Source organism: Micromonospora sp. NPDC047548 (assembly GCF_040642975.1).
GTDB lineage: Bacteria > Actinomycetota > Actinomycetes > Mycobacteriales > Micromonosporaceae > Micromonospora.
In genome coordinates this window covers 13910-33424 of sequence record NZ_JBEYTI010000004.1, presented here as the reverse complement: position 1 = coordinate 33424, position 19515 = coordinate 13910, and the positions used below count along the sequence as shown (strand labels likewise).

Below are 19515 nucleotides of genomic sequence, written 5' to 3'. Positions count from 1 at the left end.
TAGTACGTGCAATCCCGGGTCTTATCAGGGACGATTGGCGCAACGGACGTCGGTGCGCCCGCCGGCGTCGGTCGTGGTTCCCCGCTGTGTGGGGCACGGCCGGCGCGGCCAGCGGTGGGAGCGGCTGGACCGGGAGGGTGAGCACGATGCCTGACATACGACCCACGGTGGGCTCCGGCGCGCTGGTTCTCAACGCCACTTACGAGCCGCTGTGTGTCGTGTCGGTGCGTCGCGCCGCCATCCTCGTGCTCTCCGCCAAGGCGGTCTGCGTCGCCGACGGTGACGGTGTCCTGCACAGTGCCCGCGACGCGCTTCCGGTGCCCTCGGTGGTCCGGCTGACCCGCTTCGTCCGGGTGCCGTACCGCACCCACGTCGGGCTCTCCCGGCGGGCGATCTTCGCCCGGGACAGCTGGCGCTGCGCCTACTGCCGGGGCCCGGCCGAGACCATCGACCACGTCTTCCCGCGCAGCCGGGGCGGCCGGCACGCCTGGGAGAACGTGGTCGCCGCCTGCGCCCGGTGCAACCACACCAAGGGCGACAAGACCCCGGCCGAGCTGGGCTGGCGGCTGCACTCCCTGCCCGCCGCCCCCAGGGGCACGGCCTGGCGGGTGCTCGGCCATCGGGCGCCCGACCCGCGCTGGGCGGACTGGCTCGACCTGCGTGAGCCCGAGGCCGCCTGAGCCGGGGGGTCGGCCGCGGACCCGTCCGGTCACTCGTCGTGCACCTTCACCAGCGAGGCGTACACCACCACGTTGTCGGCGTAGCCGGTCTGGCCGCCCACCCACCGGCCACCGCAGGTGATCAGTCGCAGGTTGGGCCGGCTGAAGTCGCCGAATATCTCGTCCACCGGCAGGTCCTCCTTGCCGTAGCGCTGCACCTGGTTCACCTCGAAGACCGCCACCTTCCGGTCCTCGCGGGTCACCTCGACCGTGTCGCCGTCGCGCAGATCCCGGAGCCCGTGGAAGACCGCCGGGCCGGTGGTGGTGTCGACGTGCCCGACGATCACCGCCGGACCGTACTGGCCGGGGGTGGGGCCCTGGTCGTACCAGCCGGCTTCCTGGGCGCGGGTCGCGTCGGGCACCCCGATGCTGCCGTCCGGGGCGATCCCGACGTCGTGCACCGGGGCTCGCAGGTCGATCCGGGAGATCGCGATCAGGGTGGGCGGGCTCTCCGGCAGCACCGGGAACTTCTTCGGCGGCGGGCGCAGGCCGGCGATGAACCGGTCCGGCAGCACGCTGAGGCCGGTCACCCGCTCGACGCCGAGCATCGCGACGATCAGCGCCATCAGGGTGGCGATCACCATGACCGGGACGCCCGGCCCTCCCGACAGGGCCCTGCGGCGTGGCGCCGGCCGTACCGGACGGGCTTGGGCGACCGGGTCGGCGGTGGCCACGCTGGCGGAGATGGCCTGGCCGGCCACCCGGCGGAAGCGGCCGGCCGCGCGGGCCGCCAGCCGGGCGGCGGCCCGGACCCGGTCCCGACCTGACCGCGGGGTACGTCTGCGTGCGCGGGTCATGGCGACGCGGGGTCAGGAGCCGGTCCCGGCCCGCCGACGGCCCCCGCGGAACACCCCGAGCCCGGCAACCACGGCCACCACGGCGAGGCCACCGACCAGCAGCAGCGAACCGGCGCCCCGGTCAGCGGCGGTGCCGCCGCCCCCGGTCGCCGGGCCCTTGCTCGGCTGGGCCATGTTCAGCACGGTCAACATCGTCGACGCGGTGTTGCCGTTGGCGCAGCGCAGGTCGACCGGGAAGTCGCCCGGCTGCTTGTTGCCCGGGATGGTCACCGCCCCGGTGAGGAAGCCGTTGTTCGGCCGCAGCACCACCCGGCCGAAGGCGTCGGACTGCACGGTGGCCTGCTGGTTGTTGGCGTTGTCGCAGCTGGCCCGGATGTTGACCCGGGTGCCGGCCTGCGCGGTGTTCGGCGTGACCTCGACGAAGGTGTTCTCCCCGGCCCGGGCCGGTGCGGCCGTCGCCAGCACGAACGCCGCGACCAGGGCGAACATCGCCAGGACGACCGAGAAGGCACGATGGTACGCATTGAGCCCCCGCATGATTCTCCCCTCCCGGCCACGTGCGCCGGAATCCTGCGACGGGTGTCCGGACCTGCATTCCCGCTCGCCGGGGGGCAAACCCGGTCGGCTCAGCGGCGGCGGGCGCCCGGCGCCGGCGTTCCGGTCGGCGGGACCGGCAGCGGGGTCACCGGGTGCCAGTCCAGCGGGGTGGAGAGCACCATCGTGCTGGACGGCTGGCCGTACGGGGCGAGCCGGTCGATGACCGCCTCGAACTCGGTGATCGAGCCGGCCGCTACCTTGAGCATGCTGCACGCGTCGCCGGTGATCCGGTGGATCTCCCGGATCTCCGGCCAGCCGGCGACGTCCGGGTCGTGCAGGATGCAGCGCGAGCCGTAGCAGGACATCCGGATCAGCGCGACCACGCCGCGACCGGCCCGGGTCAGGTCCACGTGGGCGTGGTAGCCGGTGATCACGCCGGACTCCTCCAGCCGGCGGACGCGTTCGGCCACCGCCGGCGGGGACAGGTGCACCCGCCGGGACAGCTCGCTGAACGACAGCCGCGCGTCGGCCTGCAGTTCGCGCAGCAGGGCCCAGTCCATCTCGTCCACGCGTGGACTTTACCTTCCTGAAGCCGATCGGCAGAAGAGCCTTCCACGTCAAAGGTGATTGCCCGGGATCGCCGTCGACTCGGCATTCCGTACGCCGTTGTGGCCGGGGGATCATGTCGTCATCCCGCTCACGGAGGAGACGAGAAGGTGGATCAGACGGATCTGCGGGTGACCACCCGAAGCGCCGCGGTGCGCCCGGTCACCCCGCAGCAGCGCACCGCGCGGGCGGCCCGCAACGGCGGCGAGCCCACGCTGGAGTTCGCCGACCGGGTGCCGTACGACGCGTACGTGCACGCCAGCACCCTGCACACCCTGCAACAGCCGCTCAGCGCGGACCCCGGCGAGATGTCCTTCCTCATGGTCAGCCAGATCATGGAGCTCTACTTCGGGCTGACCTGCCACGAGCTGCGCCAGGCCCAGCGGGACCTGCGCGCCGACCGGGTGTGGGAGGCGCTGGCGCCGCTGCGCCGGGCGGCGATGCACCTGGAGGGACTCAACGCCGCCTGGCGCGGCCTGCGCTGGATGACCCCGGCCGACTTCAACCGGTTCCGCAACCTGCTCGGCGAGGGCTCCGGATTCCAGTCCGCCATGTACCGGCACCTGGAGTTCCTGCTCGGCCTGCGCGACCCCGCGCTGATCCGCCCGTTCCGCCGCCAGGAACAGGTCTACGACGAGCTGCGCGCCGCCCTCGCCGTGCCGAGCCTCTGGGACGACGTGGTCGCCCTGCTCGCCCGGCACGGCCACGACCTCCCCGCCGACGTGCTGGACCGGGACGTCGCCGTCGAGCATCGGCCGCACCCGTCGGTGGAGGCGGCCTGGGTGGAGATCTACGACGACGGCGGACCGCAGAACCACCTCCGCCTGCTCGGCGAGGCGCTGACCGAGGTGGCCGAGCAGTTCGGGGACTGGCGGTGGAACCACGTCAAGGCGGTGCAGCGCACCATGGGCGCGAAGGTCGGCAGCGGCGGCTCGGCCGGACTGGCGTGGCTGCAACGCAGCATGGCCCGGGTGGTCTTCCCGGAGCTGTGGTCGGCCCGGACGGCGATGTGAGCAGGGAGCAGGACATGTCGATCTCGGAGCAGGAGGCGCACCGCCTCGACGCCGCCGACCCCGGACACCGTCACCTCTTCCACGTGCCGCCCGCCGACGGCGGCCGCTACCCGGAGGCGGCCTACCTGGCCGGCAACTCCCTGGGGCTGCAACCCCGGGCCACCCGCGCGGAACTCCTCGCCGACCTGGACGCCTGGCGCCGGCTCGGCGTCGAGGGGCACCTGGAGGCGGAGCGGCCGTGGCTGCCGTACCACGAGCTGTTGACGGCGCCCGCCGCGCGACTGGTCGGCGCCCGACCCGCGGAGACCGTGGTGATGAACTCCCTCACGGTCAACCTGCACCTGCTGATGGTGAGCTTCTACCGGCCGGTCGGGGAGCGGACCCGGATCGTCATCGAGGACAGCGCGTTCCCCTCGGACAGCTACGCGGTGCGTAGCCAGGCCCGTTTCCACGGCCTCGACCCGGACTCCACCGTGGTCCGGTTGACGCCGCGACCCGGCGAGGACACCCTGCGCACCGAGGACGTGACCGCCTACCTGGCCGCGGAGGGCGACCGGGTCGCGCTGCTGCTGCTCGGCGGGGTCAACTACCTCACCGGCGAGCTGATGGACATCCCGGCGGTCACCGCCGCCGGTCGGGCCGCCGGCGCGATCGTCGGCTGGGACCTGGCGCACGCTGCCGGCAACGTGCCGCTGGCGCTGCACGACTGGGACGTCGACTTCGCCGCCTGGTGCTCCTACAAGTACCTCAACTCCGGGCCCGGCGCGCTGGGCGGCGTCTTCGTCCACGAGCGGCACCTGGGCGACCCTCGGCTGCCCCGCTTCGAGGGCTGGTGGAGCACCGAGGCCACCACCCGGTTCGAGATGACCCCGGTCTCCCGGCCGCCGGCCACCGTGGAGGCCTGGCAGATCTCCAACCCGCCGATCTTCGCGATGGGCCCGGTGCGCACCTCGCTGGAGCTCTTCGACAGCGTCGGCATGCCGGCCCTGCGGGAGCGCAGCGTCCGGCTCACGGGCTTCCTGGAACGGCTGCTCGACGAGGTGACCCCCGGCCGGCCGCTGACCGTGGTCACCCCACGCGACCCCGCGCGGCGGGGCTGCCAGCTCTCGGTGCGCATCGGCGCCGGCAGCGCCGCCGAGCTGACCAAGCGGCTGCGGCACGAGCACGGCGTGATCGCCGACGCCCGGGAGCCGGACATCGTCCGGTTCGCCCCGGTGCCGCTCTACTCCACGTACCACGACTGCTGGCGGGCCGCCGACGCGCTGGCCGCGACCCTTTCCGAGGTGCACCCGTGAGCGCGAGGAGTGAGCCGGGTTTGCGAGCCCCGCAGTCGCGAACGAAAGGCAGGCACTCATGAGTGCGGAACGCGACGAGATCGCGGTGGTCGGGGCCGGGCTGGCCGGCTGCCTGCTGGCCTGCTTCCTGGCCCGGCGCGGCTACCCGGTCGCCCTCTACGAGCGGCGGCCGGACCCGAGGAACGGGCGGGTCGAGCGCGGCCGGTCGATCAACCTGGCGCTCTCCGAGCGCGGCCTGGACGCGCTGCGCCGGATCGGGCTGGACGCGCAGGTGATGGCCGACGCCCTGCCGATGCGCGGCCGGATGATCCACCCGGTCGCCGGCGAGCCGCAGTTCCAGTCGTATAGCGGCTCCGGGGACCGGGCGATCAACTCGATCGGCCGGGGCGCGCTGAACAACGCCCTGCTCACCGCCGCCGCCGCGCTGCCCGGGGTGCGGATCGCCTTCGACCACCGGCTGGTCGGCCTCGACCCGGCCGGCGGCGAGATGACCTTCGAGACCCCGCAGGGCAAGGTCGCCGCCACCGCGTCGGTCGTCCTCGGCGCCGACGGCGCCGGCTCCGCCGTGCGCGGGCAGCTGCTCGGGTACGGCGTGCTGACCGAGAGCCTGGACTTCCTCGACTACGGCTACAAGGAACTCACCATCCCGCCGCTCGGCGGGGAGTTCGCCCTCGACCCGTCGGCGCTGCACATCTGGCCGCGCGGCACCTCCATGATGATCGCGCTGCCCAACCCGGACCGCTCGTTCACCTGCACGCTCTTCTGGCCCACCCACGGCACCGCCAGCTTCGCCTCGCTGGGCAGCCCGGCGGCGATCGAGCGGCACTTCGCCACCCACTACCCGGACCTGATCCCGCTCGCGCCCAACCTGGTCGACGACTACCAGCACAACCCGGTCGGGGTGCTCGGCACGGTCCGCTGCGCCCCCTGGCAGGTCGACGGCAGGGTGGCGCTGGTCGGCGACGCGGCGCACGCCATCGTGCCGTTCTACGGCCAGGGCGCCAACTGCGCCTTCGAGGACGTCGTCGAGCTGGACCGCTGCCTCGACGAGTGCGGCGACGACTGGTCCGCCGCGCTGCCGCTCTACCAGCGGTGCCGGCAGGACAACGCCGAGGCGATCGCCCGGATGGCGCTGGCCAACTTCGTGGAGATGCGGGACAAGGTCGCCTCGCCGGTGTTCCAGACCCGCAAGCGGATCGAGCACGCCCTGGAACGGGCGCTGCCCGGCCGGTACGTTTCGCAGTACGAACTGGTCTCCTTCTCCACCACCCCGTACGCCCAGGTGCGCCGCCGGGTGCGGCGCCAGTACGCGGTGGTGGGGGCGGTGGCCGCGGGCGGGCTGGCGTTGCTGGCCGGCGTGGTGGGTGCGGCGGTCGGTCGGGGGAGGCGCGGGTGACGCTCTGGGATGCGCGGCTGATGGCCGGGCGCGCGCCGGACGGGCCGGGGCTGCTGCGCCACTTCGTCGGCGGCGAGTTCGTCGACGCGGGGCGGCGCTTCACCAAGCGCAGCCCGGTGACCGGCGAGCCGGTCTTCGAGGTGGTCGAGGCGTCGCGGTCGACGGTGGACGACGCGGTGGCCGCCGCCCGGGCGGCGCTGCGCGGACCGTGGGGCCGGATGGGGGAGCGGGAGCGCGCCGAGGTGCTGCGCCGGGTCGCCGACGAGCTGGAACGGCGCTTCGACGACCTGGTCACCGCCGAGGTGGCCGACACCGGCAAGGCCATCTCGCAGGCCCGCACCCTGGACATCCCGCGCGGCGGGGCGAACTTCCGGGCCTTCGCCGAGATCGTGGCGACCGCCCCGACCGAGTCCTTCACCACGGTCACCCCGACCGGTGGCCGGGCGCTGAACTACGCCGTCCGCAAGCCGGTCGGCGTGGTCGCCGTGATCGTCCCGTGGAACCTGCCGCTGCTGCTGCTCACCTGGAAGGTGGCCCCGGCCCTGGCCTGCGGCAACGCCGTGGTGGTCAAGCCCAGCGAGGAGACCCCCGCGTCGGCGACGCTGCTGGCCGAGGTGATGGCCGCCGCCGGCGTCCCGGACGGGGTGTTCAACCTGGTGCACGGGTTCGGCCCGGACTCGGCGGGCGAGTTCCTCACCCGGCACCCGGGGGTCGACGCGATCACCTTCACCGGCGAGTCCGCCACCGGCGGCGCGATCATGCGGGCCGCCGCGGACGGGGTGAAGGCGGTCTCGTTCGAGCTGGGCGGCAAGAACGCCGGGCTGGTCTTCGCCGACGCCGACCTGGACGCGGCGGTGGCCGGCTCGGTGCGGTCCAGCTTCACCAACGGCGGGCAGGTCTGCCTCTGCACCGAGCGGATCTACGTGCAGCGCCCGGTCTTCGAGGAGTTCACCGCCCGGCTGGCCAAGCGGGCCGGGGAGCTGGCGTACGGGTGGCCCGCCGACGAGGCCACCACGAACATGCCGCTCATCTCGCACCCTCACCGGGACAAGGTGCTCGGCCACTACGCGCTGGCCCGGGCCGAGGGCGCCGAGGTGCTCGCCGGGGGCGGTGTGCCGCGTTTCGGTGACGCCCGCGACGGCGGGGCGTACGTGCAGCCGACCGTGCTGACCGGGCTCGGCCCGCGAACGCGGACCAACACCGAGGAGATCTTCGGCCCGGTCGTGCACGTCGCCGGATTCGACGACGAGGACGAGGCGTACGCGCTGGCCAACGGCACCGAGTACGGCCTGGCGGCGACGGTCTGGACCCGGGACGTCGGCCGGGCGCACCGGGCCGGCGCGCGGCTGGACGCCGGTATCGTCTGGGTGAACACCTGGTTCCTGCGTGATCTGCGCACCCCGTTCGGCGGGGTGAAGGCCTCCGGCATCGGCCGGGAGGGCGGCGTGCACTCGCTGGACTTCTACTCCGAACTCACCAACGTCTGCGTGGACCTGTCGTGAGCGAACGACCCATCGGTACGGTGCCCGGCGGGGCCGGGCGCAGCGAGGAGCGGGCATGAGGGCCGATATCGAAGCGGCGAACCGGGAGCTGGCCGAGGCCCGCAGCAGCGGGAAGCCCTGCCCGCCGCTGCGCGGGCGGCTGCTGCTGGAGGGCGACGTCGAGTCGGCGTACCGGGTGCAGCAGCTCCAGGCGCGGGCCTGGCAGGGCCGGGGCGAGCGCCGGGTGGGCGCGAAGATCGGGCTGACCTCCCGGGCGGTGCAGGAGAGCTTCGGCGTCTTCCAGCCGGACTTCGGGGTGCTGACCGACGCGATGGCGGTCGGGGACGGCGTCGAGGTGGAGATCGACCGCCTGCTCCAGCCCCGGGTGGAGGCGGAGATCGCCTTCGTGCTCGGCGCGGACCTGCCCGACGAGCGGGTCACCACCGCCGACCTGCTCCGGGCGGTCGACCACGTGCTCCCGGCCATCGAGATCGTCGACTCGCGGATCGCCGGCTGGGACATCTCCATCGTGGACACCGTCGCCGACAACGCCTCCAGCGGGATGTTCGTGCTCGGCACCACGCCCCGCCGGCTCGCCGACGTGGACCTGCGGTTGTGCGGGATGGTGCTGGAGCACGCCGGCGAGCCGGTCTCGGTCGGCGCCGGGGCGGCCTGCCTCGGCAATCCGCTGCACGCGCTCCAGTGGCTGGTGCGGACGATGGCCCGGGCCGGTGACCCGCTGCGCGCGGGCGATGTGGTGCTCTCCGGGGCGCTCGGCCCGATGGTGCCGGTCACCCCGGGCGCGGCGTACGAGGCGCGGATCTCGGGCCTCGGGTCGGTGCGGACCTGTTTCTCGAAGGAGGTCGGGGCATGACGACCGGGGTGGCGGTGATCGGGTCCGGCAACATCGGCACCGACCTGATGATCAAGGTGCTACGGCTCAGTGAGAGCCTGCGGATGGTGGCGATGGCCGGCATCGACCCCGGGTCCGACGGTCTGGCGCGAGCCCGGCGGCTCGGCGTGGCCACCACCGCCGAGGGCGTGGACGGCCTCGTCGCGATGCCCGAGTTCGCCGACGTGGCGCTGGTCTTCGACGCCACCTCGGCCGGCGCGCACCGGCACCACGACGCCGTGCTGCGGGCGCACGGCCGGACGGTGGTCGACCTGACCCCGGCGGCCGTCGGCCCGTACGTGGTGCCGCCGGTCAACCTCGACGAGCACCTGCACGAGAGCAACGTCAACATGGTCACCTGCGGCGGGCAGGCCACCGTGCCGATCGTCGCCGCCGTCGGCCGGGTCACCCCGGTCGCGTACGCGGAGATCGTCGCCTCGATCGCCTCGAAGTCGGCGGGTCCGGGCACCCGGGCCAACATCGACGAGTTCACCGAGACCACCGCCCGGGCGATCGAGGTGGTCGGCGGCGCGGAGCGCGGCAAGGCGATCATCGTGCTGAACCCGGCCGACCCGCCGCTGCTGATGCGCGACACCGTCTACTGCCTCTGCCCGGACGCCGACGCCGACCGGGCCGCGATCGCCGCCTCGGTGGCCGACATGGTGACCACGGTCCAGGAGTACGTCCCCGGCTACCGGCTCAAGCAGGACGTGCAGTTCGACCGGGTCGACACGTACGTGCCGTCGCTCGGGCGGCACCTGGCCGGGTGGCAGGTCTCGGTCTTCCTGGAGGTCTCCGGTGCCGGGCACTACCTGCCCGCGTACGCCGGGAACCTGGACATCATGACCTCGGCCGCGCTGCGTACCGCGGAGCGGCTGGTGGCGCTGCGAGCCGCGAAGGGGGTGGCCGGGAGCGCGAGGAGCGCAGCGGAGCGGAGCCCCGCAGCCGCGAACAACGGGGGGATCGCGTGACCGACCTGTACATCCAGGACGTGACGCTGCGCGACGGCATGCATGCCATCGCCCACCGCTACACCGTCGACCAGGTGCGGACCATCGCCGCCGCGCTGGATGCCGCCGGGGTGGCCGCGATCGAGGTGGCGCACGGCGACGGCCTGGCCGGTTCCAGCGTCAACTACGGCCACGGCGCGGCCAGCGACGCCGACTGGATCTCCGCCGCCGCCGAGGTGATGACCACGGCGAAGCTGACCACCCTGCTGCTGCCCGGGATCGGCACCATCGCCGACCTGAAGGCGGCGAAGGCGCTCGGGGTGACCAGCGTCCGGATTGCCACCCACTGCACCGAGGCGGACATCTCCGCCCAGCACATCTCCTGGGCCCGGGAGAACGGCATGGACGTCTCCGGGTTCCTGATGATGTCGCACATGAACGACCCGGCCGGGCTGGCCGCCCAGGCCAGGCTGATGGAGTCGTACGGGGCGCACTGCGTCTACGTCACCGACTCCGGCGGCCGGTTGCTGATGTCCGACGTGGCGCAGCGGGTCGACGCGTACCGGCAGGTGCTCCAGCCGCACACGCAGATCGGCATCCACGCCCACCACAACCTGTCGCTCGGCGTGGCCAACAGCGTGGTCGCCGTCGAGCACGGCCGGGTCGCCGGCGACGGCCCGGCCGGGCCGGACGCGCCGCACGGCCGTACCGTCCGGGTGGACGCGTCGCTGGCCGGGATGGGCGCGGGGGCCGGCAACGCGCCGCTGGAGGTCTTCGTCGCGGTTGCCGAGCTGCACGGCTGGAAGCACGGCTGCGAGGTCTTCGCGCTGATGGACGCCGCCGACGACGTCGTCCGCCCGCTCCAGGACCGCCCGGTCCAGGTCGACCGGGAGACGCTCTCCCTCGGGTACGCCGGGGTCTACTCCAGCTTCCTGCGGCACGCGGAGCGGGCCTCGGCGAAGTACGGCGTGGACGTCCGCTCGATCCTGGTCGAGCTGGGCCGGCGGCGGATGGTCGGCGGCCAGGAGGACATGATCGTGGACGTGGCGCTGGACCTGGCGGGCCGGCGCGAGGAGGAGGCAGCGTGAGGAGTGAGCCGGGTTTGCGAGCCCCGCAGTCGCGAACGAAGGTGGCAGCGTGAGCGTGAGGAGTGAGCCGGGTTTGCGAGCCCCGCAGTCGCGAACGAAGGTGGCTCGGTGATCGGGGTGGACGTCGCGGGGATCGCCGAGCGGCTCGGCGTGGCGGCGGACTCCGCCACCGCCATCCCGCAGTTGGCCGCCGAGACCGGCCTGGACGTCGACGCCGCGTACTCGGTGCAGACCGCGCTGCTGCAGCGCCGGCTCGACCGGGGCGAGCGGCTGGTGGGGCTCAAGATGGGGCTGACCAGCCGGGCGAAGATGGCCCAGGTCGGGGTGGACGAGGTGATCTGGGGCCGGCTCACCGACGTGATGCGGGTCCCCGACGGCGGCACGGTCGACGTCGGCGCCTTCATCCACCCGCGGGTCGAGCCGGAGGTCGCGTTCCTGCTGGACCGGCTCCCCGACCCGGGTGAGCCGGTGGGCGCCTTCGCCGACGCGGTCCGCGCGGTCGCCCCGGCGATCGAGCTGATCGACTCCCGCTACGCGAACTTCACCTTCTCCCTGCCGGACGTGGTCGCCGACAACACCTCGGCGGCGGCGTTCGTGGTCGGTCCGTGGTCGCCGGTGCCGGACGGGCTGGACAACCTGGGCGTGCTGCTGGAGATCGACGGGCGGGTGGCGCAGGTCGGGTCGACGGCGGCGATCCTGGGTGACCCGCGACGGGCGCTCGACGAGGGCATCCGGCTCGCCGGCCGGCACGGGGTGCGGCTGCACTCCGGGTGGATCTTCCTCGCCGGCGCCGCCACCGCGGCTGTCCCGCTGCGTCCCGGTGCCCATGTCCGTGCCGTTGTCGAAAAGCTGGGCACGGCTTCGTTGAACGCGGCGGCATGAGGCTCACGTCAGGCGGGCGGCCGTGAGCGGGGGTGGGGCGCGCGTCGTCGCGGGCAAGGCCGTGCCGCGCGGGGCGTTCCCGCACGTCAAGGTCGCGGGCGGGTTCGTCTTCGTCTCGGGTACGTCGTCGCGGCGGCCCGACAACACCTTCGCCGGGGTCCGGGTGGACGAGTTCGGCACGACGGACCTCGACATCCGGGCGCAGACCCGGGCGGTCATCGGGAACATCCGTGATCTCCTGCGGTCGGTCGGGGCCGACCTGTCCGACCTCGTGCAGGTCACCAGCTACCTGGTCAACATGAACGACTTCGGTGGTTACAACGAGGTGTGGGCGGAGTTCTTCGACGCCACCGGGCCGACCCGGACGACGGTCGCGGTGCACCAGTTGCCGCACCCGCACCTGCTGATCGAGATCCAGGCCGTCGCCCTGCTCCCCCAAGGAGGTCAGTCGTGAGTGAGATCGCCGAGCCGTTCAGTTTTCCGGGGTGGATCGCGGAGAACCAGCACCTGTTGAAGCCGCCGGTGGGCAACAAGGAGATGTTCCCCGGCGGGGACGACTTCATCGTGATGGTGGTGGGCGGGCCCAACCAGCGCACCGACTTCCACGTCGACCCGTACGAGGAGTTCTTCTACCAGGTCAAGGGCAACATGCACATCAACCTGATGACCCCGGAGGGGCCGCGTACGGTGCACGTGCGCGAGGGTCAGATGTGGATGCTGCCGCGCAACACCCCGCACTCGCCGCAGCGGCCCGAGGCCGGCTCGATCGGCGTGGTGGTGGAGCGGGTCCGCGAGGAGGGCACGCTGGAGAAGTTCCAGTGGTACTGCCCGGAGTGCGGGCACAAGGTGCACGAGGTCGAGTTGCAGGTGCGTGACATCGCCGCCGACCTGCCCCCGGTGTTCCAGGCGTTCTACGCCGACGAGCCCGCGCGTACCTGCGGCAGGTGCGGCGCGCTGCACCCGGGCAGGGGCTGATGCGCCCACCGGTCGTCGACGTGCACACGCACGTCGTACCGAAGGGATGGCCGGATCTCGCCGCGGCGTGCGGCGGGTCCGGTTGGCCCTGGCTGCGGGTGGACTCGGAGCGCGCCGCCATGATCATGGTGGGGGAGACGGAGTTCCGGCCGGTCGGCGCCCAGTGCTGGGACGCGCCGACCCGGCTGGCCGACATGGCCGCCGACGGGGTCGACGTGCAGGTGGTCTCCCCGACCCCGGTCTTCTTCAGCTACGACCGCCCGGCGGATCAGGCGGTGAAGGTGGCCCGGATCTTCAACGACCTCACCCTGGAGGTCACCGCCGCCGGTGGGGACCGACTGGTGCCGTTCTGCCAGGTGCCGTTGCAGGACCCGGATGCGGCCTGCGCCGAGCTGGACCGCTGCCTGGCGGCCGGGCACGTCGGCGTGGAGATCGGCAACCACGTCGGCGACCGCGACCTCGACGACGCCGGCATCGTGCAGTTCCTGACCCACTGCGCCGAGGTGGGCGCGCCGGTGTTCGTGCACCCGTGGGACATGCCGGGCGGGCCCCGGCTGGACCGGTGGATGGCCCGCTGGCTCACCGGCATGCCCGCCGAGACGCACCTGTCGGTGCTGGCGCTCATCCTCGGTGGGGTCTTCGACCGGGTGCCGGAAACGCTGCGGATCTGCTTCGCGCACGGCGGCGGCAGCTTCCCGTTCTGGCTGGGCCGCGCCGACAACGCCTGGCACCGCCGCGGCGACCTGGTACGCGGCGCCTCGACCGCGCCTCCCAGCTCCTACACCGACCGGTTCAGCGTTGACTCGGTGGTCTTCGCCCCGGCCGCGCTGCGGCTGCTGGTGGACACCATGGGCGCGGACCGGGTGCTGGTGGGCAGCGACTACCCGTACCCGCTGGGGGAGCGGCCGGTCGGGCGGGTGGTCCACGAGGCGGACTTCCTCACGGGGGAGCAGCGCGACAAGCTGCTCGGTGGCAACGCCCTGCGCTTCCTCGGAAAGCCGGGTGTATAAAGCTGGCGTGCCGATATATATTCCTCCTGTGAAGACTGTTATCGATCTTGATGATGACCTGCTTGAACGTGCGCGGCGAGAGCTTGGCACCAAGAGCAAGAAGGACACCATCCACGCGGCGCTTCGGCTTGTGGCCGAGCGGAGTGAGCGGATGGAGGCCATCCGGGAACTGCTCTCGATCGACCGTGACTGGACCGGTCTCCTTGAGGACGACAAGACACCTCGCGGTGAGCAGGATGCCGCGTGACCCCTCCGGCCGGTCTGTACCTCATAGACACCTCCGCATGGGGGCGTCTCCGGCTACCGATCGTCGGAAAGCGCATCGTGGCGATTCTCGAGGAGAGGCTCGCCGCGACCTGTGTTCCGCTCGACTTGGAGGATGGGCGGAGCGCCCGGGACTTCCGCGATGCGATGGCGGTGCGCGCCCGCCGTGCAGAGCTGATGGTCGACCTTCCGATCACGCCCGCCGTTGCCACGCGGGCTCGGGATCTGCAGCTGGCGTTGACGGCACGCGGGCAGCACCGGGCCGCCAGTCCGGTGGACGTCCTGGTCGCGGCGGCTGCGGCCGAGTACTCCGCGACGGTACTGCACTACTATCGCGACTTCGACCTGATCCGCGATGTCGGTGGGCCTCGCTGCGAATGGGTGGCACCGCAAGGCAGCCTGTTGTGATCCGTTGACGTCGTGTCGTGGGCGGCGAGAGCCGTTCCCACCCGGCAGGATGGCGGCATGGCCGAGCTGCACGACCTGACCGCGCTGGAACAGGCCGCCGCCGTCGCCCGGGGCGAGCTCTCCAGTGTCGAGCTGGTCGCGCACCACCTCGACCGGGTCGACGGGCTCGGCGACACCGTCGGCGCGTTCGTCACGGTCACGCCCGAGCGCGCCCGGGAGGCGGCCCGGGCCGCCGACGCCGCGCCGGTGGCGCGGCGGGGCCCGCTGCACGGCGTACCGACCGCGATCAAGGACCTGGCCCTCACCGCCGGGGTGCGCACCACCTTCGGCTCGGCGGCCTTCGCCGACTTCGTCCCGCCCGTCGACGCCGACGTGGTCCGGCTGATGGCCGCCGCCGGGCTGGTCAGCCTCGGCAAGACCACCACCTCCGAGCTGGGCTGCTCGCTCTACTCCGAGGGGCTGGTCGCGCCGCCGGCCCGCAATCCGTGGGACCTGTCGTACACCGCCGGCGGCTCCAGCGGCGGCGCGGCGGCCGCGGTCGCCGCCGGCCTGGTCCCGGTCGCGCAGGGATCCGACGGCGGCGGGTCGCTGCGCATCCCCGCCGCCCTCTGCGGCCTGGTCGGCTACAAGCCGAGCCGCGGCCTGGTCTCCGGCGGGCCGATCGGCTCCGGCGCGTTCGGCCTGCCCACCCACGGCCCGATCGGGCGTACGGTCGCCGACGTCGCCGCGCTGCTCGACGCGATGGCGGTGCCGGTGCCCGGCGAGCCCTACCTGCCGCCACCACGACCCGACGGCGGCTACCTCGCCGCCGCCCGTCGGGCCGCGCCCGGCCGGCTGCGCATCGGCCGGTTCACCGCCCCGATGCTCGCCGAGGAGCCGGTCCACCCCGACTGCGTCGCCGCCGTGGACCGGGCCGCCGCGCTGCTCACCGCGGCCGGCCACGAGGTGGTCGAGGTCGACCGGCCGCTCGGCCCCGCGGTGTGGCCGCTCTTCGAGACCCTCTGGTACGTGCTGGCGCTCGCCCCGGTGCCGCCGGAGCGGGAGTCCGAGCTGTTGCCGCTGACCCGGTTCCTCCGCTCCCGGGGCGCGGCCGTCGGCGCCGGCGCGCTGCTGGCGACCCTCGGTGAGATCCAGGCCCAGGTACGCCTCGGCGCCCGCCGCACCGCCCACTGCGACCTGCTGCTCTGCCCCACCCTGGCCGCGCCGCAGGCACCGGTCGGCTGGTTCACCGCCGACCCGGACCCGGCCGCCGATTTCGACCGGCAGCGCCGGTTCTCGCCGTACTGCGCCGTCTTCAACGTGACGGGTGATCCGTCCGTCTCGCTACCGGTCGGGCGCACTGCGACGGACCTGCCCGTCGGGGTGCTGCTGACCGGTCGCTACGGCGACGACGCCCGGTTGATCGCGACCGCAGCGCAACTGGAACACTGTAGTGACGGGTGGGATCGGCACCCCGCAATCTGGCGGGGCGTCGGCTCCGCTAACGTGAATGGCAGCGGAGTCGGGCGGTCGGCGCCATGATCGTCCACCCGACCCCGGATGCTCTGGTCTCTCTTTCCGCCTGGGGGCGTTGGGATTGTCTGTCACTGAGACGTCACTGATCTTCGTCGGCATCCCGGCGGCGGTGGTGCTGGTGATCGTCGGGCTGGCGTTCGCCAGCAACCGCGGCGGCGGTAACAAGCGCTACCGGCCGGGCCGGCGCTTCGACTTCACCCCGGTCTGGTTCCTGGGCCGTCCGGAGCAGCTGGCCGACTCGGCCGGCACCGCCCTGGCCGCGGGCGCGCAGGCGCCGGCGTTGACCAGCCACAAGCTCGAGAAGGCGGGCGTCGAGGCGCCGGCCGGTGGAACCGGAGGCGCAAGTGACCGTTGGTGAGAAGCAGACCGGGACGGGTACCCCGCCCGAGGTGCTGGACGGGCCGTTCTCGACCCGCCAGCTGCTGCGCATCGACGAGGCGCTCCGCCTGGCCGACCAGGGCACCGGCCTGGTCTTCTCGGTCTACGTGGGCGGCCTCGACGAGCCGATCCGCGAGCACGCCGCGCGGCTGCACCGCCAGCTCGCCGAGCCCGACGAGTCCGTCCTGATCGCGGTGTCGCCCAACCAGCGCCAGCTGGAGGTGGTCACCGGCCGGCACGCGCGCAAGCGCATCCCGGACACGTACGCCAAGCTCGCCGCGCTGTCCATGGTGGCGGCTTTCGGCGGCGGCGACCTGGCCGGCGGCATCATCATCGGCCTCGACCAGCTCGCCAGCCACGCCGGCAAGGGCTGAGCCCTCCCCGTACACCGAAGCCCGGTCCGCGAACACGCGGACCGGGCTTCGTCTTTCCGGCTGGCTCAGCGGGGCCAGCCGCTGGGGTCGAGCGCCATCGTCCAGGGTGCGGCCATCCGGAGCGGATCGGCCGGCCCGACGGTGCCGAACAGTTGGTGGTGGTCGCCCATGATGAGCTTGTAACGTTCGCCACCACAACGGCCCGGGGCCGACGCGGACGTCCGTCCACGCCGGCCCCGGGCCGCGTACCGCGGTCAGGCGCTCCGGGCATCCTTCGCGCGGGCCTTCAGCGCGCGGACCACCCCGTCGCGGCCCTCGGCCACCAGGCGGCGCAGCGACGCCGGATGCCCGTCCTGCGCCAGCCAGGCGTCGGTGGCCGCCACCGTCTCGTCCTCGACCAGGTACGCCGGGTAGGCGAGCTGGACGAACTCCTGCGCCGGCTCGCTGTCCCGCTGCGCCCAGATCTGGGCCACGCTGGCGAAGTACTTCTCCCGGTACGGCGCGGTGAGCTCCACCTGCGCCGGGTGGGTGAAGCCCTGCAGCAGCGCCCGGTTGCGCCAGTTCGGCAGCGACTCCGGACCGGTCAGCTGCGCCCAGACCGCCGCCTTGTTCTCCGCGGTCGGGACCAGCGCGTGCGCGTACGCGGCCTCCCGCTCGCCGCTGGCCGTCCGGTCGGCGGCCAGTTCGGCCTCGACCTCGGCGGCGCCGGCCGCCCCGTTGGCCACCAGCGACTGGAGGAGCGTCCAGCGCAGTTCGGTGTCGATGGTCAGCCCGGCTGGCACGCCGCTGCCGTCCAGCCAGCCGCGCAGGGTCGCCAGGTCCTCCTGCGAGCGGGCCGCCGAGGCGTACGCGCGGGCCCAGGCGAGCTGGAAGCCGCTGCCCGGCTCCGCAGCGGACAGTGCGGCCTTCGCGGTACGGGCCAGCTCCGTCCAGCCGGTCGGCGCCCAGGCCGGGTCGGCGTAGAAGGTGAGCGTGGTGCCCGCCTGACGCAGGGTGGCGGTGACCAGGTTGATGTCGGTCTCGGCGGGGAGGCCGGCCAGCACCAGCGCCACGTAGTCGCGGCCGGAGAGCTCCGCGTCGCGGACCATGTCCCAGGCAGCCGTCCAGCACAGGGCGCGGGCCAGCGAGGACTCCAGGCCGGCGATGTGCTGCACCACGGTGGCCATCGACCGATCGTCCAGCCGCAGCTTGGTGTAGGTGAGGTCGTCGTCGTTGAGCAGCAGCACGTCGGCGGCGGGCCGGCCGTGCAGCGCCGACAGCTCGATCTGCTCGCCGGTGACGTCGACCTCGACCCGCTCCCGGCGGACCAGCCGGCCGTCGGCGAGGTCGTAGAGCCCCACACCGATGCGGTGGGTACGCAGCGTCGGGTACTCCGCCGGCGCCTCCTGGCGGACCAGCACCCGCTGGTACGTCCCGTCGTCGCCGATGCTCACCTCGGGGCGCAGCGTGTTGACCTGCGCGGTCTCCAGCCACTGCGCGGCGAACTTGCGCAGCTCCCGGCCGGAGGCGGCCTCCAGCTCGGAGAGCAGGTCGTCGAAGGTGGCGTTGCCCCAGGCGTGCTTGCCGAAGTACGCCCGCAGGCCGGCCAGGAACGGCTCCTCGCCGACGTACGCGACGAGCTGCTTGAGCACGCTGGCGCCCTTGGCGTACGTGATGCCGTCGAAGTTGACCTCGACGGCCTCCAGGTCCGGCATCTCGCAGTAGACCGGGTGGGTGGAGGAGAGCTGGTCCTGCCGGTAGCCCCAGTTCTTCCGGATGGACAGGAAGGTCGTCCAGGCCTCGGAGAATCGGGTGGCGTGGGTGTTGCACCAGTGGCTGGCCCACTCGGCGAACGACTCGTTGAGCCACAGGTCGTTCCACCAGCGCATGGTGACCAGGTCGCCGAACCACATGTGCGCCAGCTCGTGCAGGATCGTGTTGGCCCGCTGCTCGTACTCGAAGTCGGTGACCTGCGAGCGGAACAGGTAGTGCGACTCGGCGTGCGTGACGCAGCCGAAGTTCTCCATCGCGCCGGCGTTGAAGTCCGGCACCCAGAGCTGGTCGTACTTGGGTAGCGGGTAGCGCACCCCGAACTGCTCGTGGAAGAAGTCGAAGCCCTGCTTGGTGATCAGGAACAGGTCGTCGGAGTCCAGGTGCGGCGCCATCGAGGCACGGCAGAACACGCCGAGGTCGATGCCGTCGTGGCTGTCCCGCACCTCGTGGTACGGCCCGGCGCAGAGCGCGGTGATGTAGGTGCTCATCCGCGCCGACTCCATGAAGTGGACGGTCTTGAGCGCCTCGCCGGCCGGCTCCTCGCGCTCGACCGGCATGTTGGACACCACCCGCCAGTGGTCGGGGACGGTGGCGTGCCAGGTGTAGACGCTCTTCAGGTCAGGCTGGTCGAAGCAGGCGAAGACCTTCTGCGCGTCCGCCGTCTCGAACTGGCTGTAGAGGTAGGTCTCCCCGTCGACCGGGTCCACCGTGCGGTGCAGGCCCTGCCCGCTGTTGGAGTACCCGAAGTCCGCGTCGACGACGAGGACGTTCTCGGCGGCCAGCCCGGACAGCGCCAGGCCCTTCTCGGCCGACCATCCGGAGAGGTCGACGGGCGCCCCGTTCAGCGTCGCCGAACGCACCGACTCGGCGGCGGCCTCGATGAACGTGCTCGCGCCCGGCTCGGCGCAGCGGAACCGGACCTCGGTCACCGACCGGAACGTACGGCCCTCGGCCTGCACGGCGGTCGACAGGTCCAGGCTGATGTCGTACCCGGTCACCTCCAGCAGGCGGGCCCGTTCGGTGGCCTCGACCTGGGTCAGGTTGCGCACTCCCGGCACTGTTCGTCTCCATCCCACTCTCGCCGCCTCGCGGCTGCGCCAGCCCAGTCGGCCGCTCGTGACGGCCGGCCCGAGCCGAGTCTTCCATGCACCGACGCCCCGCGGTGGTCGAGGTCACGCTCTCA

20 protein-coding genes and 1 pseudogene are annotated in these 19515 nt (G+C 72.9%); 17 read left to right on the top strand and 4 right to left on the bottom strand.

The features are described from left to right. The first annotated feature begins 146 nt into the window (after window positions 1–146). Window positions 147–680, top strand: a complete 534-nt coding sequence (locus ABZ807_RS05320) for an HNH endonuclease (protein WP_357153198.1) — start codon at window positions 147–149, stop codon at window positions 678–680. Window positions 681–709: 29 nt separating this feature from the next. On the opposite strand, the gene ABZ807_RS05315 is transcribed toward ABZ807_RS05320, so the two are convergent. The 3 genes from ABZ807_RS05315 to ABZ807_RS05305 all read right to left on the bottom strand — a co-directional run bounded on the left by ABZ807_RS05315 (window position 710) and on the right by ABZ807_RS05305 (window position 2622). After that, a complete protein-coding gene (locus ABZ807_RS05315; protein ID WP_357153195.1) occupies window positions 710–1516 on the bottom strand; it encodes a class F sortase in 807 nt (268 codons plus the stop codon). A 12-nt stretch (window positions 1517–1528) separates the two neighbouring features. Next, complete coding sequence (locus tag ABZ807_RS05310) at window positions 1529–2005, bottom strand: hypothetical protein (RefSeq protein WP_357153702.1); 477 nt, start codon at window positions 2003–2005, stop codon at window positions 1529–1531. A 137-nt stretch (window positions 2006–2142) separates the two neighbouring features. After that, window positions 2143–2622: an Lrp/AsnC family transcriptional regulator gene (locus ABZ807_RS05305; protein ID WP_357153192.1), complete on the bottom strand. Its 480-nt coding sequence runs from the start codon at window positions 2620–2622 to the stop codon at window positions 2143–2145. Between the two features lie 147 nt (window positions 2623–2769). Here ABZ807_RS05305 and ABZ807_RS05300 point away from each other — a divergent pair, with 147 nt between their 5' ends. The 16 genes and pseudogenes from ABZ807_RS05300 (at window position 2770) to ABZ807_RS05225 (ending at window position 16580) form a co-directional block, all read left to right on the top strand. Beyond that, window positions 2770–3672, top strand: a complete 903-nt coding sequence (locus tag ABZ807_RS05300) for a tryptophan 2,3-dioxygenase family protein (RefSeq protein WP_357153189.1) — start codon at window positions 2770–2772, stop codon at window positions 3670–3672. Window positions 3673–3686: 14 nt separating this feature from the next. After that, the gene (gene kynU, locus ABZ807_RS05295) at window positions 3687–4967 is read left to right on the top strand and encodes a kynureninase (protein WP_357153186.1); all 1281 of its coding nucleotides are present in this window, start codon (window positions 3687–3689) and stop codon (window positions 4965–4967) included. Between the two features lie 58 nt (window positions 4968–5025). Continuing rightward, window positions 5026–6363, top strand: coding sequence for an NAD(P)/FAD-dependent oxidoreductase (locus ABZ807_RS05290; protein WP_357153183.1), 1338 nt, complete (start codon window positions 5026–5028; stop codon window positions 6361–6363). A gap of 20 nt (window positions 6364–6383) precedes the next feature. Further along, a complete protein-coding gene (locus ABZ807_RS05285) occupies window positions 6384–7865 on the top strand; it encodes a 2-hydroxymuconic semialdehyde dehydrogenase (RefSeq protein ID WP_357153700.1) in 1482 nt (493 codons plus the stop codon). A 55-nt stretch (window positions 7866–7920) separates the two neighbouring features. Continuing rightward, complete coding sequence (locus tag ABZ807_RS05280) at window positions 7921–8718, top strand: fumarylacetoacetate hydrolase family protein (protein WP_357153180.1); 798 nt, start codon at window positions 7921–7923, stop codon at window positions 8716–8718. Beyond that, a pseudogene (locus tag ABZ807_RS05275) lies at window positions 8715–9617 on the top strand (acetaldehyde dehydrogenase (acetylating)); the annotation flags it as partial. The gene ABZ807_RS05280 and the pseudogene ABZ807_RS05275, both read left to right, overlap by 4 nt. An 86-nt stretch (window positions 9618–9703) precedes the next feature. Continuing rightward, window positions 9704–10774: a 4-hydroxy-2-oxovalerate aldolase gene (dmpG, locus tag ABZ807_RS05270; protein WP_357153177.1), complete on the top strand. Its 1071-nt coding sequence runs from the start codon at window positions 9704–9706 to the stop codon at window positions 10772–10774. Between the two features lie 108 nt (window positions 10775–10882). Beyond that, entirely contained in the window at window positions 10883–11656 is a 774-nt protein-coding gene (locus tag ABZ807_RS05265) for a fumarylacetoacetate hydrolase family protein (protein ID WP_357153174.1), read from the top strand. A gap of 22 nt (window positions 11657–11678) precedes the next feature. Continuing rightward, window positions 11679–12110 (top strand): RidA family protein, encoded by a 432-nt coding sequence (locus ABZ807_RS05260; protein WP_357153171.1) that lies wholly within the window; start codon window positions 11679–11681, stop codon window positions 12108–12110. Continuing rightward, the gene (locus tag ABZ807_RS05255; RefSeq protein ID WP_357153168.1) at window positions 12107–12631 is read left to right on the top strand and encodes a 3-hydroxyanthranilate 3,4-dioxygenase; all 525 of its coding nucleotides are present in this window, start codon (window positions 12107–12109) and stop codon (window positions 12629–12631) included. The genes ABZ807_RS05260 and ABZ807_RS05255 overlap by 4 nt, the downstream gene beginning before the upstream one ends. After that, window positions 12631–13641: an amidohydrolase family protein gene (locus ABZ807_RS05250; RefSeq protein WP_357153166.1), complete on the top strand. Its 1011-nt coding sequence runs from the start codon at window positions 12631–12633 to the stop codon at window positions 13639–13641. Before ABZ807_RS05255 ends, ABZ807_RS05250 begins: the two co-directional genes overlap by 1 nt. A 28-nt stretch (window positions 13642–13669) precedes the next feature. Continuing rightward, window positions 13670–13888, top strand: coding sequence for a type II toxin-antitoxin system VapB family antitoxin (locus ABZ807_RS05245; RefSeq protein WP_357153164.1), 219 nt, complete (start codon window positions 13670–13672; stop codon window positions 13886–13888). A gap of 77 nt (window positions 13889–13965) precedes the next feature. Continuing rightward, window positions 13966–14313: a VapC toxin family PIN domain ribonuclease gene (locus tag ABZ807_RS05240; protein WP_357153161.1), complete on the top strand. Its 348-nt coding sequence runs from the start codon at window positions 13966–13968 to the stop codon at window positions 14311–14313. A 57-nt stretch (window positions 14314–14370) separates the two neighbouring features. Then, the gene (locus ABZ807_RS05235) at window positions 14371–15834 is read left to right on the top strand and encodes an amidase (protein WP_357153158.1); all 1464 of its coding nucleotides are present in this window, start codon (window positions 14371–14373) and stop codon (window positions 15832–15834) included. Between the two features lie 55 nt (window positions 15835–15889). After that, complete coding sequence (locus tag ABZ807_RS05230) at window positions 15890–16186, top strand: hypothetical protein (RefSeq protein WP_357153155.1); 297 nt, start codon at window positions 15890–15892, stop codon at window positions 16184–16186. Beyond that, the gene (locus ABZ807_RS05225; protein WP_357153152.1) at window positions 16173–16580 is read left to right on the top strand and encodes a DUF5130 family protein; all 408 of its coding nucleotides are present in this window, start codon (window positions 16173–16175) and stop codon (window positions 16578–16580) included. The genes ABZ807_RS05230 and ABZ807_RS05225 overlap by 14 nt, the downstream gene beginning before the upstream one ends. A gap of 254 nt (window positions 16581–16834) precedes the next feature. Here ABZ807_RS05225 and pepN read toward each other — a convergent pair whose 3' ends face one another. Beyond that, window positions 16835–19381, bottom strand: a complete 2547-nt coding sequence (pepN, locus tag ABZ807_RS05220) for an aminopeptidase N (protein WP_357153150.1) — start codon at window positions 19379–19381, stop codon at window positions 16835–16837. Window positions 19382–19515: the final 134 nt, after the last annotated feature.

Bases quoted from the DNA above. Each gene is read 5' to 3' on its own strand.
- ABZ807_RS05320 (WP_357153198.1), top strand. From the start codon at position 147: ATGCCTGACATACGACCCACGGTGGGCTCCGGCGCGCTGGTTCTCAAC.
- ABZ807_RS05315 (WP_357153195.1), bottom strand. From the start codon at position 1,516: ATGACCCGCGCACGCAGACGTACCCCGCGGTCAGGTCGGGACCGGGTC.
- ABZ807_RS05310 (WP_357153702.1), bottom strand. From the start codon at position 2,005: ATGTTCGCCCTGGTCGCGGCGTTCGTGCTGGCGACGGCCGCACCGGCC.
- kynU (WP_357153186.1), top strand. From the start codon at position 3,687: ATGTCGATCTCGGAGCAGGAGGCGCACCGCCTCGACGCCGCCGACCCC.
- ABZ807_RS05290 (WP_357153183.1), top strand. From the start codon at position 5,026: ATGAGTGCGGAACGCGACGAGATCGCGGTGGTCGGGGCCGGGCTGGCC.
- ABZ807_RS05285 (WP_357153700.1), top strand. From the start codon at position 6,384: ATGGCCGGGCGCGCGCCGGACGGGCCGGGGCTGCTGCGCCACTTCGTC.
- ABZ807_RS05280 (WP_357153180.1), top strand. From the start codon at position 7,921: ATGAGGGCCGATATCGAAGCGGCGAACCGGGAGCTGGCCGAGGCCCGC.
- ABZ807_RS05250 (WP_357153166.1), top strand. From the start codon at position 12,631: ATGCGCCCACCGGTCGTCGACGTGCACACGCACGTCGTACCGAAGGGA.
- ABZ807_RS05235 (WP_357153158.1), top strand. From the start codon at position 14,371: ATGGCCGAGCTGCACGACCTGACCGCGCTGGAACAGGCCGCCGCCGTC.